This window comes from Streptomyces sp. NPDC001068, from assembly GCF_042897315.1.
GTDB lineage: Bacteria > Actinomycetota > Actinomycetes > Streptomycetales > Streptomycetaceae > Streptomyces.
In genome coordinates this window covers 16,282-30,967 of sequence record NZ_JBIAYD010000012.1, presented here as the reverse complement: position 1 = coordinate 30,967, position 14,686 = coordinate 16,282, and the positions used below count along the sequence as shown (strand labels likewise).

General features: G+C 72.3%; 11 protein-coding genes. 9 read left to right on the top strand and 2 right to left on the bottom strand.

The window, feature by feature from the left end; all coding sequences use genetic code 11:
• Positions 1–40 precede the first annotated feature (40 nt).
• Positions 41–1,651, bottom strand: coding sequence for a penicillin-binding transpeptidase domain-containing protein (locus ACFY3I_RS31105; protein ID WP_390864419.1), 1,611 nt, complete (start codon positions 1,649–1,651; stop codon positions 41–43).
• A 384-nt stretch (positions 1,652–2,035) separates the two neighbouring features.
• On the opposite strand from ACFY3I_RS31105, the gene ACFY3I_RS31100 reads away from it, so the two are divergent.
• Positions 2,036–2,746, top strand: coding sequence for a hypothetical protein (locus ACFY3I_RS31100; RefSeq protein ID WP_390864418.1), 711 nt, complete (start codon positions 2,036–2,038; stop codon positions 2,744–2,746).
• A 77-nt stretch (positions 2,747–2,823) separates the two neighbouring features.
• Here the strand turns inward: ACFY3I_RS31100 and ACFY3I_RS31095 are convergent, their stop codons facing one another.
• On the bottom strand, positions 2,824–4,614 hold the full coding sequence (locus ACFY3I_RS31095) for a dolichyl-phosphate-mannose--protein mannosyltransferase (protein ID WP_390864417.1): 1,791 nt from the start codon (positions 4,612–4,614) through the stop codon (positions 2,824–2,826).
• A 95-nt stretch (positions 4,615–4,709) separates the two neighbouring features.
• Here ACFY3I_RS31095 and rsmI point away from each other — a divergent pair, with 95 nt between their 5' ends.
• The 8 genes from rsmI to ACFY3I_RS31055 all read left to right on the top strand — a co-directional run bounded on the left by rsmI (position 4,710) and on the right by ACFY3I_RS31055 (position 14,642).
• Positions 4,710–5,558 carry a 16S rRNA (cytidine(1402)-2'-O)-methyltransferase gene (gene rsmI / locus ACFY3I_RS31090; protein WP_390864416.1) on the top strand — a complete coding sequence of 283 codons (849 nt, stop codon included), beginning with the start codon at positions 4,710–4,712 and terminating at the stop codon, positions 5,556–5,558.
• A gap of 348 nt (positions 5,559–5,906) precedes the next feature.
• Positions 5,907–6,341 (top strand): hypothetical protein, encoded by a 435-nt coding sequence (locus tag ACFY3I_RS31085; protein ID WP_390864415.1) that lies wholly within the window; start codon positions 5,907–5,909, stop codon positions 6,339–6,341.
• A 47-nt stretch (positions 6,342–6,388) separates the two neighbouring features.
• Positions 6,389–7,303: a TatD family hydrolase gene (locus ACFY3I_RS31080; RefSeq protein WP_365284600.1), complete on the top strand. Its 915-nt coding sequence runs from the start codon at positions 6,389–6,391 to the stop codon at positions 7,301–7,303.
• 155 nt (positions 7,304–7,458) lie between these two features.
• Positions 7,459–8,889, top strand: coding sequence for a ubiquitin-like domain-containing protein (locus ACFY3I_RS31075; RefSeq protein WP_390864414.1), 1,431 nt, complete (start codon positions 7,459–7,461; stop codon positions 8,887–8,889).
• Between the two features lie 38 nt (positions 8,890–8,927).
• On the top strand, positions 8,928–9,809 hold the full coding sequence (gene rsmA, locus ACFY3I_RS31070) for a 16S rRNA (adenine(1518)-N(6)/adenine(1519)-N(6))-dimethyltransferase RsmA (RefSeq protein ID WP_365284596.1): 882 nt from the start codon (positions 8,928–8,930) through the stop codon (positions 9,807–9,809).
• Positions 9,806–10,729 (top strand): 4-(cytidine 5'-diphospho)-2-C-methyl-D-erythritol kinase, encoded by a 924-nt coding sequence (locus tag ACFY3I_RS31065; protein WP_390864413.1) that lies wholly within the window; start codon positions 9,806–9,808, stop codon positions 10,727–10,729. The genes rsmA and ACFY3I_RS31065 overlap by 4 nt, the downstream gene beginning before the upstream one ends.
• Before the next feature lie 156 nt (positions 10,730–10,885).
• Entirely contained in the window at positions 10,886–12,688 is a 1,803-nt protein-coding gene (locus ACFY3I_RS31060) for an ABC-F family ATP-binding cassette domain-containing protein (protein ID WP_390864412.1), read from the top strand.
• Between the two features lie 235 nt (positions 12,689–12,923).
• Positions 12,924–14,642 carry a PQQ-binding-like beta-propeller repeat protein gene (locus ACFY3I_RS31055; protein WP_390864411.1) on the top strand — a complete coding sequence of 573 codons (1,719 nt, stop codon included), beginning with the start codon at positions 12,924–12,926 and terminating at the stop codon, positions 14,640–14,642.
• Positions 14,643–14,686: the final 44 nt, after the last annotated feature.

Genomic DNA, 14,686 nt, shown 5'->3' with positions numbered 1-14,686 from the left:
CGACTGCAACAGCCTAGAGTCCCGCCCTGGGGGAGTGACGTCAGCCACCGATCCGTAGCACGCTTGCGACAATCGGCCCGGCCGCGTCGATGCCGTGACCGCCGTCCTGGGTCATGGCCGCGGCGGCGACGTCGTCGCGATAGCCGGCGAACCAGCTGTTCGACTTGGTCTGGCCGTCGACCTCCGCGGAACCCGTCTTGGCGCCGATGGTGCCCCGCAGCCCGCTCATCACCCCGGCCGCGGTGCCGCTGGTCGCGGTGCGGTTCATCATGGCGCGCAGCTGGCCGGACGTGTTCGCCGACAGGCCCTTCGCGGTGGCCAGCGGGCGGTCGTCGAGCTTCTGCGGGACGAGCACCGGCTGCCGGAAGGTCCCAGTCAGCACCGTCGCCGTCACCGACGCCATGTTCAGCGGGCTCATCTGCACCTGGCCCTGGCCGATCAGGTTGGCCGCGGTGTCCGGGCCGCCGGAGGCGGGGACGCGGCCGTCGAAGCTCGGGATGCCGACCTTCCAGTCGTTGCGGCCGAGTCCGAAGCGGTCCTCGGCCTCCTTGGTGAGCGAGTCGACCTGGACGGAGTCCGCGTACTTCACGAAGGCCGTGTTGCAGGACCGCGCGAAGCTGTCGGCGAGGGTGGCGTGCTCGTCCGGCTGGAGTCCCTTGAGGTTGCTGAAGGTCTGGCTCAGCCAGACCGCGGTCGACGGGCAGGGCGCCGGGCCGTTCATCGTGGTGATCCCGCTGTCGATGAGGGTGGCGGCGCTGATGATCTTCATGGTGGAGCCGGGGGCCAGCTCACCGAGGAAGGCCGCGTTGAAGCCGTCCTCACGGTGGTTGGCGACCGCCAGCACCTCGCCGGTGCTGGGCTTGACGGCCGCCACCGACGACTCCGCGTACTTCGTCACCGCGGTCTCGGCGGCGGCCTGCAGGCGCGCGTCGAGGGTGGTGCGCAGCTTGCCCGCCCGGCCCGCCGCGAGCGTCAGCAGCGTGGTGTCGGCGGACTCCTGGGAGGCGTGCTGGATCACCAGCTCCACGCCCGGGGTGCCGCCGGCCTTGTCGCCGTAGCGGCTGCGCAGCTCGTCCAGGATCGGGCCGAGCGAGGGGTACTTGTCCCCGGTGAGGACCGTGCCGTTGCGGTCGACGGCCTCGATCGGCGGGCTGGCCGCCTCACCGGTGGACAGGGTGTCGCCGCGCTTGAGCGCCGGGTGCACGACGGACGGCTGCCAGTCGACGAGCGCGCGGTGGGTGGTCTCGCCGCGTACCACCTTCAGCCGGCTGCGGTAGGCGAGTGTCTTGGACTTCCCGTCGTAGGACACCGTTCCCTTCACGCTGTAGGGCACGGTGGCCCCGGTCGCCCTGCCGGGCGTGATGCGCACGTCCTTGATGTGCGCCACCGCGCTGAAGGACGTGAGCACGGGTTCGGCGTCGGCCGCGTCGTTCGTGAGCGCCGCCGCCGACGCGGACTGGCCCTTCTCCCAGGCCGTGAAGAACTTCTGGGTGGTGTCCCTGATCTCGTCCGCGGTGGGCGGCCCGGTCCGCACGGCGGGCGTGTCGTCACCGTGCACCGCCGCCAGCACGTTGTAGGCGCCGTATCCGGCCCCGCCCACCATCAAGGTGCAGACGCCGCCGATGATGGCCGCCTTGACCCCCTTGCGCATGGCGCGTATCCCCTCCCCGTGCACTTTGCCGCATTTTGTGAACGCGTTCAAAAGTCTGCTCTGATGCGCACTGTAGGCGGTCGTGAGGGCCCCGTGTCAGATGTTGACTGATTGTTGTCTGAACAGAGATCAGAGACATGGCTCACGCCCGGTGTCGAGCCACGTACGTGAACGCCGGGGGCCGACGGGATCGCCGTGCCCGTGCACAGCGGCCGACGGTAGACGAAGGTACCGCGTCCCGCCCGGCGAGGCACCGCCGCGACCGCGGGCGGGAGCCGGGTCACGGTTCCGTGAATCGGCTTGATCATCGCGCGGCCGGTCGGGCTACGATCCGACGGCGCTTCCAGGGGTGGGGGCTCAGTCGCATGCCGGGGAGAGACGAACGTGGCAGTCAGACAGATTCTGATCGCGGCCTGGCTGGCCGCGGTGTCGCTGTCCTGGATCAAGACGGGTGTGACCCACTGGCCGTCCGAGCCGGCCAAGAGCGCACTGTCGTTCGCCTATTGGCGCGACGGGGGCGACAACTCCATCGACCAGACGGTGGTCATCAGGAACACGAACAGGGAATCGGTCGTCCCCGTACTGGCGTTCACCGCGCTCGACGAGAACGGCGAACCCCTGCCGGGGGTGCATGTCCGGACCGTCTTCGGCAGCGACGACGGCCGTCTGGTGGTTCCGTACGGGCTGGGTCTCGACATCCTTCGCTTCTCGGGGGCCGGAGAACACCGGGTCTACGACGTCCGTGTCACCGTCAGGCGGGTCGCCGCCGCCAAGAGCGCGACCGGCGCGCACCCGTTGACCGTTCAGGAGCTGGACGGCGCCGGACGCACGGTGAGCAGGTTCACGCGCTTCGACGCAGTACGCGTGACGAACGTCAACCCCTATCCGGTGACGGCGCGTGTGGCCTACCTCGTCTACGACCGGCCGGCGGACGGCGAGACGCAGCAGGCGGTGTCCGTCACTCCCGTCGGAGGGCTGGTCGTCGTCCCCGGTGGCGGCAGCGCGGTCGTCAAGGTCACCGGTGCCGCCGCCACAGCCGTGGCCAGGTATTCCGGCGGTCCGGCCGTGAGCGTCAAGGCGTACGACTCGCAGTGACCAGGGGCCGCGGGCGACCGGCGGACGACCACGAGGGCGCGGCCGACCGCCGCGCCCCTCGTGACGTCTCTGCCCGGCTACACCCAGGTGTCCAGCCACATCCGCGAGCGCCAGGAGTCGATGGGGATCGCCGTGCCCGTGTACAGCGGCCAGAAGTAGATGAAGTTCCACGTGATCAGCAGCACCAGGACGCCCGCCCCCGCGGCGCCGACCAGGCGGCGGGTGTCGGTGGAGCCCGGGGGGCCGATGATCGCACCGATCATCATCGCCACCGCCAGGCACAGGAACGGCACGAAGACGACGGCGTAGAACAGGAAGATCGTGCGCTCCTGGTACATGAACCAGGGCAGGTAACCGGCCGCGACGCCGCAGGCGATGGCACCGGCCCGCCAGTCGCGGCGGAACGCCCACCGCCACAGGACGTAGACGAGCGCGAAGCAGGCCGCCCACCACAGCAGGGGCGTGCCGATCGCCAGCACCTCACGCGCGCACTTCTCGCCGGCGTTCACCGGGCAGCCGTCCGCACCGGGGGACGGCGACTCGTAGAAGTACGACACCGGGCGGCCCAGCACCAGCCAGGACCACGGGTTGGACATGTACGTGTGCGGCGACGACAGGCCGACGTGGAAGAGGTACACCTCGTGCTCGTAGTGCCACAGGCTGCGCAGCCAGTCCGGCAGGAACGTGAAGTGGCCGCCCCTGCCGTCGGTGGCCGCCCAGTTGCGGAAGTAGCCGCCGGTGCCGTCGGTCGGGGAGAGGATCCAGCCGATCCACGAGGTCAGGTAGACGGCGAAGGCGACCCAGCACATCACCACCCAGGAGACGAACGACTCCACCACGAACGGCAGCGAGAGACGGCGTTCGGCACCCGCCACCTTCCGCGCGCCCATGTCCCACAGCACGGTCATCACGATGAACGCGGCCAGGATGTACATGCCGTTCCACTTGGTGCCGATCGCCAGCCCCATCAGCAGGGCCGCCGCCCAGCGCCAGGGCCGCCAGCCCAGCCAGGTCGTCCGGGCCACGTACGCGTCCGGCCTGACCCGGCCGTCCGCGTCGGCCGGCAGCGCGGCCGCCAGCCTCTCCCGCGCCCGGTCCCGGTCGATCAGCAGGCAGCCGAACGCCGCCAGCACGAAGAACATCAGCACACCGTCGAGCAGCGAGGTGCGGCTCATCACGAAGTGCAGCCCGTCCACCGCCATCAGGCCGCCCGCCAGGCAGCCGAGGAACGTGGACCGGAACAGCCGGCGCCCGATCCGGCACAGCAGCAGCACGCTCAGCGTGCCCAGCAGCGCGGTCATGAACCGCCAGCCGAACGGGTCGAAGCCGAAGAGCAGCTCGCCGAGCCCGATGACGTACTTGCCGACCGGCGGGTGCACGACGTACGCCGCGTCCGCCGGGATCGTGACATGGCCGTTCGCGTGCAGGATCAGATCGTTGGCGTTCTTGTCCCAGTTGACCTCGTAGCCGCGGTGGACGAGGGCCCACGCGTCCTTCGCGTAGTACGTCTCGTCGAATATCACCGCCTTCGGGCTGCCCAGGTTCCAGAACCGCAGCAGACCCGCCATCAGCGTCACCAGGAGCGGACCGCCCCATCCCGACCACCGCGTGATCCGCTCGGCGAGCGCCGGGGGCACGCCCAGACTCAGCCACAGCCGCGGATTGGGCTCGGCGTACGGCGGGACCAGACGGCCCACGACGTCGCCGGGCCCGCCGGGGCCCGCGGTGCCTCCGGCGCCGGTGGGGTGCGCCGATTGCGTCGGGCTCGCCGGGTAGCCGAACCGGCGCAGCCGCTGCTGCCACGTCGACCGCTCGTCGAGCGCTGTCTGGCCCTGCCGGGTGTCCGTGGAGGACGCGGTACTGGTCACCGCGCCATCGTAGGGAACCGTTCTGTGTGAGTCCCGTGCAATGGGCCTCAGAGGTGGGTTCCTTTGCGATCGGCGACGGCTGCGAGGATGGGGGGGTGACCGGAACCCTTGTCCTCGCAGGCACCCCCATCGGCGACGTCGCGGACGCCCCGCCCCGGCTGGCCGCTGAGCTGACCGGCGCCGACGTGATCGCGGCCGAGGACACCCGTCGGCTGCGATGGCTCACGCAGGCGCTGGGTGTCACGACCGGCGGACGCGTGGTGTCCTACTTCGAGGGCAACGAGGCCGCCCGCACCCCGGAACTGGTCGAGGAACTCGTCGGCGGCGCGCGCGTGCTGCTCGTCACCGACGCGGGCATGCCCTCCGTCTCCGACCCCGGCTACCGGCTGGTCGCGGCGGCCGTGGCGAAGGGGATCCGCGTCACCGCGGTGCCCGGGCCGTCCGCCGTGCTCACCGCGCTCGCGCTGTCCGGGCTGCCCGTCGACCGGTTCTGCTTCGAGGGGTTCCTGCCGCGCAAGGCCGGCGAACGCCGCTCCCGGCTCCAGGAGGCCGCCGAGGAGCGCCGCACCCTCGTCTACTTCGAGGCCCCGCACCGCCTCGACGACACCCTCGCCGCGATGGCCGAGGTCTTCGGCGCCGAGCGCCGGGCCGCCGTCTGCCGCGAACTGACCAAGACGTACGAGGAGGTACGGCGCGGTCCGCTGGCCGAGCTCGCGGTGTGGGCCGCCGACGGGGTGCGCGGCGAGATCACGGTCGTCGTCGAGGGGGCGCCCGAGCGCGGCGCCGAGGAACTCGACGCGGCCGAACTGGTGCGGCGGGTACGGGTGCGGGAGGAGGCCGGGGAGCGCCGGAAGGAGGCCATCGCGGCGGTGGCGGTCGAGGCGGGGATTCCCAAGCGGGTCGTCTTCGACGCGGTGGTGGCGGCGAAGCGCGCGGAGGGGTGAGGGCGGCCCGAGCCTTCGGCCGGGGGTGCCCCAGGCGTCCCTGAGGAGCGCCGGGCATGCGGCCCTGACCTGCGGTGATTCCACCTCTGAGCGGGGCGCACCTCCTCTGAGCGCACTCCCCACGGGGGGGTAAAGCAAGGGACGGAAACGCAAAGCCCAGCCCTGTCCGACAGGGGCGATTTGGCAAGCAGACTCCAAATCGCCTCCAACACTCGGCAGGTCCGTCGCATTCGCGCCGGTGAAGGCGTCCACTGGTCAGCAGGGACGTACCCGTCCCTCGCCTCCATAGGGTTCCGGGGGGAGCCCCAGCAGCCGGAGGCGCTTGTCCAGCGGACAAGAGGAGCTGGCATGAGTGAGATCGCAGGGCAGACCGGCCTCCGCGGTGCGGCCACAGCCGTCGTCCACGAGTCGTATTCCTTCGCCTGCATGCGCTGCGGGCACGGCTGGGAGCAGTCGTACGAGATAGAGCACCACACGGACGCGGAGAACCACGAGTTCGTCATGTATGTGGCGAACGGCCAGGTCGTCCCGTCCCCGCTGAGCCGGCCCTCGTGCCAGAACTGCGACGGACACGTCCTGCGGATCATGCGCGCCGGACAGGTCTCGTCGGTGCACAGCGCGGCCGGGCGGTCGAACGGGCGGCCGGTGCCGGGCGGACGCGCCGAGGCGGGCGAGGAGGCCGGCGGCGCACCCGTGGCGGCGGAGGGCTCCGCGCGGGTGAAGGCGTCCCACCACTGGCAGCTGTCCGACCTGCTGCATCCGTTCCAGCGCAAGGCGAGCTGAGCCGGACGCGGGTCCGGCGGGGCGTGCCCCTTTCGTAGGATCGGGGCATGCCTTCGAACGCCTCCGCGAACGTCCCCGCGAACGCCTCCGCCGCGGCGGACAAGAACGCGGCCCCGCCCCTCCCGGAACCCCTGCGGGTACCGGTCGCCGACTCCCACACCCACCTCGACATGCAGTCCGGCACGGTGGAGGAGGGCCTCGCGAAGGCCGCCTCGGTGGGCGTGGCGACGGTCGTCCAGGTCGGCTGCGACCTCAAGGGCTCCCGGTGGGCGGCCGAGACGGCGGCCGCCCACGCGCAGGTCCACGCGACGGTCGCGCTGCACCCCAACGAGGCCCCGCGCATCGTCCACGGGGACCCCGACAACTGGTCCCGGCAGGGCGCACGGGTGCCCGGCGGGGACGCGGCGCTGGACGAGGCGCTCGCCGAGATCGACCGGCTCGCCGCGCTGCCCCAGGTGAAGGGCGTCGGCGAGACCGGCCTCGACCACTTCCGCACCGGACCCGACGGCAAGGCCGCCCAGGAGCGCTCCTTCCGCGCCCACATCGAGATGGCCAAGCGGCACGGCAAGACCCTCGTCATCCACGACCGCGACGCCCACGCCGACGTGCTGCGCGTCCTGAAGGAGGAGGGCGCCCCCGAGCGGACGGTGTTCCACTGCTACTCCGGGGACGCCGAGATGGCCGAGGTGTGCGCCCGCGAGGGCTACTACATGTCCTTCGCCGGCAACGTCACCTTCAAGAACGCCCAGAACCTCCGGGACGCGCTGGCCGTCGCCCCGCTGGAACTGGTCCTCGTGGAGACCGACGCGCCCTTCCTGACCCCGGCGCCGTACCGCGGACGGCCCAATGCCCCGTATCTCATTCCGGTCACGGTGCGCGCGATGGCGGCGGTGCGCGGCATCGACGAGGATGCGCTGGCGACGGCCCTGGGCGCGAACACGGCCCGCGCCTTCGACTACTGAGGGTGTATCAATCGTAACCGATCCATAACGCCCACCCGGTCACACCTCGGGCCCGGTCGCGACTCCTGGTAGTCGCGCCGCTTTGGAGAGTGACCGGCGCTCCGCTAGGTTCTGGTGCCCGATCCGGCCCCTCTGGCCCTCTGGAGCGTATCGGCGTGAGCAGATCGCAGTACGAGACGTTTGAGGCGTACGGCCTCTACGGTGCGCGCGACGGGTACGGCGCGCCCCCGGTGACCGGCGTGCACGACGCCGTGACGCAGGGATACGGCGTGGCCGCCCACGCCGGTGACACCTACCGGCCGGCCTACGAGGCCTCCGCGGAGTCGGAGCCGGAGGCCTTGCCGGGGACGGGGCCGAGGCCGGGGCCGGAGTCGGGGTCAGGGCCGGGATCGGGGTCAGGGCCGGTATCGGGGTCGACGGCCGAGCCGGGCGCGCGTGCCGGAGCGGGGCGGCGGGGCGCGCGCCGGCGGAAGACGCGGTACATCCAGCGCCCGGACTCCGCCGTACGCCGTCTGCTGCCGCAGGCACTGGTCGTCGCCTTCCTGGCCGGCGGCACCACCGCGTTCCTCGCCAAGGACAAGGCGGTCGAGCTGACCGTCGACGGCCGGCCGCGCGTCCTGCACACGTTCGCCGACGACGTGACCGAACTGCTCTCCGACGAGGGCGTACGGGTGGGAGCGCACGACATGGTGGCACCCGCCGCCGACGCGGCACTGGCCAGCGGCGACGAGGTCGCGGTGCGCTACGGCCGGCCCGTGCGGCTCACGCTCGACGGCCGGCAGCACGAGGTGTGGACGACGGCGCGCACCGTGGACGGAGCGCTCACGCAGCTGGGCGTGCGGGCCGAGGGCGCCTACCTGTCGGCCTCGCGCTCCCGGAACATCGGCCGCACCGGGCTCGCCCTCGACGTGCGCACCGAACGCACGGTCACGATCCTGGCGGACGGCCGGACCCGCACCATCCGCACCAACGCCGCGACCGTCCGCGAGGCCGTCGAGGAGGCCGGGGTCACCCTGCACGGCCAGGACACCACCTCGGTGCCGCCGGCCGGCTTCCCCCGCGACGGCCAGACGGTGACCGTGCTGCGCGTCACCGACGGCAGGGAGGTGCGCGAGGAGATCATCCCCTTCAAGGTACGGCGGACACCGGACCCCACCGTCTTCCAGGGCACCGAGGTGGTCGAGCGGATCGGCCGGCCGGGACTGCGCCGGGTCAGCTACCACCTGCGGACCGTCAACGGGGTCCGCCAGAAGCCGCGCCGCGAGCGCGACGACGTGGTCCGCGAGCCGCGCACCCAGCTCGTGAAGGTCGGCACCAAGCCGCATCCGGACTCCGTGAAGGGCGCCGACGGCCTGAACTGGCACGGTCTCGCCGCCTGCGAGTCCGGCGGCCGCCCCGGCGCGGTGGACCCCTCCGGCACGTACGGCGGCCTCTACCAGTTCGACACCCACACCTGGCACAGCCTCGGCGGCCGGGGGCGCCCGCAGGACGCGCCCGCCGAGGAGCAGACGTTCCGTGCGAAGAAGCTCTACACGAAACGCGGCTCCACCCCCTGGCCGCACTGCGGGGCGCGGTTGCACGGGTGACCGGCGGGAGGGGTCCGGGCGGCCCGTACCCTTGTCCCGTGAGCAGCCCCAGCCCCGACGCCCTTCTCGGCGCGGCCGACATCCGTGAACTCGCGGCAGCGCTCGGTGTACGCCCCACCAAGCAGCGCGGCCAGAACTTCGTGATCGACGCCAACACGGTCCGCCGTATCGTCCGCACCGCCGAGGTCGGCCCCGACGACGTCGTCGTCGAGGTCGGCCCGGGGCTCGGCTCCCTCACGCTCGCCCTGCTGGAGGTCGCCGACCGGGTCACCGCCGTGGAGATCGACGACGTCCTGGCGGGCGCGCTCCCCGCCACGATCGCCGCGCGCACGCCCGCCCGCGCGGACCGGTTCGCGCTGGTCCACTCCGACGCCATGCACGTCACCGAGCTGCCGGGCCCGCCGCCCACCGCGCTCGTCGCGAACCTCCCCTACAACGTCGCCGTCCCCGTCCTGCTGCACATGCTCGACTTCTTCCCGAGCATCGAGCGGACGCTGGTGATGGTGCAGGCCGAGGTCGCCGACCGGCTCGCCGCCGCGCCCGGTTCGAAGGTGTACGGCGTGCCCTCCGTCAAGGCCAACTGGTACGCCGAGGTCAAGCGCGCCGGAGCCATCGGCCGCAACGTCTTCTGGCCCGCGCCGAACGTCGACAGCGGACTCGTCTCCCTGGTGCGGCGCGCGGAGCCGCTGAAGACGACGGCGTCCCGGCGCGAGGTCTTCGCGGTGGTCGACGCCGCGTTCGCGCAGCGGCGCAAGACCCTGCGGGCGGCACTGGCCGGCTGGGCCGGATCCGCGGCGGCCGCCGAGGCGGCGCTCGTCGCCGCCGGCATCTCGCCGCAGGCCCGCGGCGAGTCGCTGACGGTGGAGGAGTTCGCGCGGATCGCCGAGGCCGCGTCCCTGACAGAGGAGTCCGGCAAGTGAGCGTCACCGTACGCGTCCCCGCCAAGGTCAACGTGCAGCTCGCGGTGGGCGCCGCCCGCCCCGACGGCTTCCACGACCTGGCCAACGTCTTCCTCGCCGTCGGCCTGTACGACGAGGTCACGGTCACACCGGCCGCGGAGCTGCGCGTCACGTGCGAGGGCACGGACGCCGACCAGGTGCCGCTGGACCGCACCAACCTCGCCGCCCGCGCCGCGCTCGCGCTCGCCGCGCGCCGGGGCATCGACCCGGCCGTGCACATCCACATCACCAAGGACATCCCGGTCGCCGGCGGCATGGCCGGGGGGAGCGCGGACGGCGCGGGCGCGCTGCTCGCGTGCGACGAGCTCTGGGGCACGGGCGCCGCCCGCGCCGAGCTCCTCGCCATCTGCGCCGAACTCGGCAGCGACGTGCCCTTCAGCCTGGTCGGCGGCGCCGCCCTCGGCACCGGGCGCGGCGAACGGCTCACCGCGCTGGAGGTCGGCGGCACCTTCCACTGGGTGTTCGCGATGGCCGCCCGCGGGCTGTCCACCCCGGCGGTGTTCCGCGAGTTCGACCGGCTCGCCGAGGGCCGCGACATCCCCGAGCCCGTCGCCTCCCGCGACCTCCTCGACGCGCTCGCCGCGGGCGACCCGGACGCGCTGGCCGCCGCCGTCTCCAACGACCTCGAGCCCGCCGCGCTCTCCCTCTTCCCGGACCTCGCGAAGACCCTCGACGCGGGCCGCGCGGCCGGTGCCCTCACGGCGCTGGTCTCCGGCTCCGGGCCCACGACGGCGTTCCTGGTCCGCGACCCCGAGTCGGGCCTGAAGGTGTCCGAGGCCCTCCTCGCCTCCGGCACCTGCCGCACGGTCCGCACCGCGACCTCCCCGGCACCCGGCGCGAGGGTCCTGCCGTCACCGCCCGACACCACCACGAACGCCTGAGCGGCGCCCGCCCGCTCCACGTGCCCCGCGGCTTACGCCCGCACCCGGCTCCGGCCGCCGGTGCCCGCACGGACGGGCGGTGAGCGGCTCGCGGCGGGACGGGTGTCCCGCGCGCATTACGCTGGGAGGCTGACCGTCCCCGTGCGCAGGAGTGAAATGGCCGTCAACCTGGTCAATGTCGAGAACGTCAGCAAGGTCTACGGCACCCGTGCCCTGCTGGACGGCGTCTCGCTCGGCGTGTCGGAGGGCGACCGCATCGGTGTGGTGGGCCGCAACGGCGACGGCAAGACCACCCTGATCAGGATGCTCGCCAAGCTGGAGGAGGCCGACACCGGCCGCGTCACGCACTCCGGCGGACTGCGCCTGGGCGTCCTCACCCAGCACGACTCCCTCGACCCGGCGGCCACCGTCCGGCACGAGGTCATCGGCGACATGGCCGACCACGAGTGGGCGGGCAACGCCAAGGTCAGGGATGTCCTCACCGGCCTCTTCGGCGGCCTGGACCTGCCCGGCTTCCCCAAGGGCCTGGACACCGTCATCGGACCGCTGTCCGGCGGCGAACGGCGCCGCATCGCGCTCGCCAAGCTGCTCATCGAGGAGCAGGACCTGCTCGTCCTCGACGAGCCCACCAACCACCTCGACGTCGAGGGCATCGCCTGGCTCGCCCGCCACCTGAGCACCCGCCGCTCGGCGCTGGTCTGCGTCACCCACGACCGCTGGTTCCTCGACCAGGTCTGCACCCGCATGTGGGACGTGCAGCGCGGTGACGTCTACGAGTACGAGGGCGGCTACTCCGACTACGTCTTCGCCCGCGCCGAGCGGGAGCGGATCGCCGCCACCGAGGAGACCAAGCGGCAGAACCTCGTCCGCAAGGAGCTGGCCTGGCTGCGCCGCGGCGCCCCGGCCCGTACCTCCAAGCCCCGCTTCCGGGTCGAGGCCGCCAACGAGCTGATCGCCGACGTGCCGCCGCCGCGCGACACCTCCGAGCTGATGAAGTTCGCCTCCACCCGGCTCGGCAAGACCGTGTTCGACCTGGAGGACGTGACCGTCCAGGCCGGACCCAAGGTGCTGCTCAAGCACGTCACCTGGCAGCTCGGCCCCGGCGACCGCATCGGCCTGGTCGGCGTGAACGGCGCCGGCAAGACCTCGCTGCTGCGCGCCATGGCCGAGGCCGCGCGCACCGAGGGCGAGGAGCAGCCGGCGGCCGGCCGGATCGCCGTCGGCAAGACCGTGAAGCTGGCCTACCTCTCCCAGGAGGTCGCCGAACTGAACCCGAACACGCGGGTCCTGGAGGCGGTCCAGCAGGTCCGCGAGCGCGTCGACCTCGGCAAGGGGCGCGAGATGACCGCCGGTCAGCTCTGCGAGACGTTCGGCTTCAGCAAGGAGAAGCAGTGGACGCCGGTCGGCGACCTCTCCGGCGGGGAGCGCCGCCGTCTCCAGCTGCTGCGCCTGCTCATGGACGAGCCGAACGTCCTCTTCCTCGACGAGCCCACCAACGACCTCGACATCGAGACCCTCACGCAGCTGGAGGACGTCCTCGACGGCTGGCCCGGCTCGATGATCGTCATCTCCCACGACCGGTTCTTCGTGGAGCGCACCACGGACCGTGTCTTCGCCCTCCTGGGCGATGCCGCCCTGCGCATGCTGCCGCGCGGCATCGACGAGTACCTGGAGCGGCGGCAGCGCATGGAGGAGGCGACCGCCGCCACCGTCGTGGCCCCGAAGGCCCCCACGGCCGAACGGAGCGCCGCCGACCAGCGCGCCGCGAAGAAGGAACTCCAGAAGATCGAGCGTCAGTTGGACCGCGTCTCCGAGAAGGAGACCAAGCTGCACGACCAGATCGCCGCGAACGCCACGGACTTCGGCAAGGTCGCCGAACTCGACGGCCAACTGCGCGACCTGTCCGCGGAGCGCGAGGAACTGGAGATGCGCTGGCTGGAGTTGGCGGAGGACGCGTAGCGGGCCGGGCCGGTGGCGGGAAACCGCCGTACGGGCGTCGCGTGAAGGGGGCGTGAAGGTGCGTAACGGGCGCATCACAGGGCGGTTCTTCCTTGGGCACAGGGGCTGACGTGGGTCGGTCGGCTGTCGGGACCGGGTGGTAGAAAGGTCGGTCTGAGAGCAGTCTGCGTACGGCCCAGGGCCCGTCGGGCGCCTCGGGACGTGGCGAAAAATCAGTAACGGGGGAAGAACGCTGATGACTCAGCCACCCAGTCAGCCGCCGGAGCAGGGTGGCTTCGGCGCCCCGCAACAGCCGCCCGCGCAGGGCGGGTTCGGTGCGCCCCAAGGCGTGCCCGCGCCTCCCGCCCAGCCGCCGCAGCCGGGTCCGTACGGGCAGCCCGGCCCGTACGGAACGCCCCAACAGCCCGGCCCCTACGGGCAGCCGCCGCAGCCCGGCCCCTACGGGCAGCCGCCGCAGCCGGGTTACGGCTATCCGCCGCAGTACCCGGGCGCGCCGGGCGGCGCGCCGCCACCGCCTCCCGGTGGCCGCGGGCCGTTCGAGGGGAGGACCGGCCTGATCGTCGCGGCGGCCGTGGCGGGGCTGCTGGTCGTCGGCGGCACCGTGTACGCGGTGACCAGCGGCGGCGACGGCAAGAAGCCGGTCGCCCAGCGGTCCGACGATCCCAAGGCCTCCGCCGCCGACACCCCGGTCGACCCGGGTGACGGCAGCGGCGACGGCGGCGCGGACTCCGACGACCTCAACGAGGGCCGCAAGTCCGGTGAGGCGAAGGTGCTCTGGTACAAGTCGGCGCCCGACGCGCCGGCCTCCGGCGCCGACGCGCCCGGCATGTGGATCACCGGGAGGACCGCGGTGAAGGCCGCGTACAAGCAGGTCTTCGGCTACCGGGTGACCAGCGGCGAACAGGCCTGGGCCCCGATCACGTTCGCGCAGAAGATCTGCGCGGTCACCCCCGACCGGTCGGCCGGCGGCAAGGTCGTGGTGGCGTACATGAGCGGCACCAGCGACCGGGCCAAGTGCAACCGGTTGCAGGAGATCGACCTGGACACGGGCCGCAAGGGCTGGACCGCGACCGTCGCCGACGGCGGCCTGTTCGACTCCGCGCTCAGCATCGAGCTGTCCATCAGCGGAAAGACGCTGATGGTGGGCCGCTCCCAGTCGGGCACGGCGTACGACCTGGCCAGCGGTCACAAGCTGTACGACAAGAAGAAGTACGGCGACTCCTGCTTCCCGACGGCGTTCGCCGGCGGCACGAACCGGCTGGTCGAGGTGGCCTCCTGCGGGGCCGGCGCGAGCAACGCGCACGACGAGATCTCGGAGCTGGACCCGGCCACCGGCAAGGTGCGGTGGACCCGGCCGGTCAAGAAGGGCTGGTCGGTCGAGCGGACGTACTCCGTCGACCCGCTCGTGGTCTACATGACCAACGAGCAGAAGAAGGCCTGGAACATCTCCACCCTCGACGCCAAGGGCGCGTTCCGGTCCGAGGTGAAGGTCGACGAGAAGTTCGCCCCCGAGTGCGGCTGGGCGGGCCTCTCCCGTGATCTCCAGGGCTGCCGGGGTGTCGCGGTCGACGCGGACACCCTCTACCTGCCGACGGACACGAACGGCGGCGCCAACGAGATCGTCGCGATCAGCCTCGCCGACGGCAGGGCGAAGTGGCGTACGAAGTCCCCGACGGACGAGTCGATGTACCCGGTCCGGGCCGAGGGCGGCAAACTCGTCGCGTACGTGAAGCCGTCGTACGACGCGGGCGGCCGGGTCGTGTCGATCCCGACGGGCGGTTCCGCCCACACCATCACCAGGCTGCTGCAGAACCCGCAGCACACCGCCGACATCGAGGACGGTTTCTTTGACGGCGCGGTCGACTGGGTCGACGGGCGCTTCTACCTCTCCTCCACGCGGCTGACCGGCAGCGACGACGCCAAGGAGAAGCTGATGATGGCCTTCGGCAACTGAGCGGACCAACCGAGCGGACCCGTCCCGTCCGACCCCGTCCAGCC

What these genes read in the sequence shown, in the direction of transcription:
- ACFY3I_RS31085 (WP_390864415.1), top strand. Translation starts at nt 5,907, where the DNA reads ATGAGTGAGATCGCAGGGCAGACCGGCCTCCGCGGTGCGGCCACAGCC.
- ACFY3I_RS31080 (WP_365284600.1), top strand. Translation starts at nt 6,389, where the DNA reads ATGCCTTCGAACGCCTCCGCGAACGTCCCCGCGAACGCCTCCGCCGCG.
- ACFY3I_RS31105 (WP_390864419.1), bottom strand. Translation starts at nt 1,651, where the DNA reads ATGCGCAAGGGGGTCAAGGCGGCCATCATCGGCGGCGTCTGCACCTTG.
- ACFY3I_RS31060 (WP_390864412.1), top strand. Translation starts at nt 10,886, where the DNA reads ATGGCCGTCAACCTGGTCAATGTCGAGAACGTCAGCAAGGTCTACGGC.
- ACFY3I_RS31055 (WP_390864411.1), top strand. Translation starts at nt 12,924, where the DNA reads ATGACTCAGCCACCCAGTCAGCCGCCGGAGCAGGGTGGCTTCGGCGCC.